We start from the raw sequence: 445 nt of genomic DNA on the forward strand, positions 1-445 counted from the left end.
CCGATGACCAGGTGCGGCTGGCCGCCAACGCGGCTACCGAGCTGGCCCAGGGCCGGCCGGTGCAGACCGCCGCGTCCGATGACCAGGTGCGGCTGGCCGCCAACGCGGCTACCGAGCTGGCCCAGGGCCGGCCGGTGCAGACCGCCGCGTTGGTGGTGTCGCTGCGCGACTTCATCCGCGGTGCGCTCGACCTGGCGCCGATCCCGTCCAGCGTGGGCATTCCGCAGCAGGGGCCGGCGCGACCGAGCGCCGGTGCGAAGGGCAAGGGCGACGGCGACAAGGCCGGCGGCAAGGCGGGTGGCGGTGGTGGTGGTGGCATGGGCGGCATGGGTGGCGGTGGCATGGGCATGGGCCACGGCGCGGACGACGACGGCAGCCACGCACGCTGAGCGCGCCTGCCGACGCTGGTGGCTGTCACGGCGTGCAGCGCCGCGCAGGCGTCAAC

General features: G+C 75.7%; 1 pseudogene. It reads left to right on the forward strand.

Annotated elements, in window-relative coordinates:
* Positions 1 to 389, forward strand: a pseudogene (locus tag AC1DN0_RS41510) (hypothetical protein); the annotation flags it as partial.
* Positions 390 to 445 lie beyond the last annotated feature (56 nt).

This window comes from Cupriavidus sp. 05N39 (genome assembly GCF_056397325.1).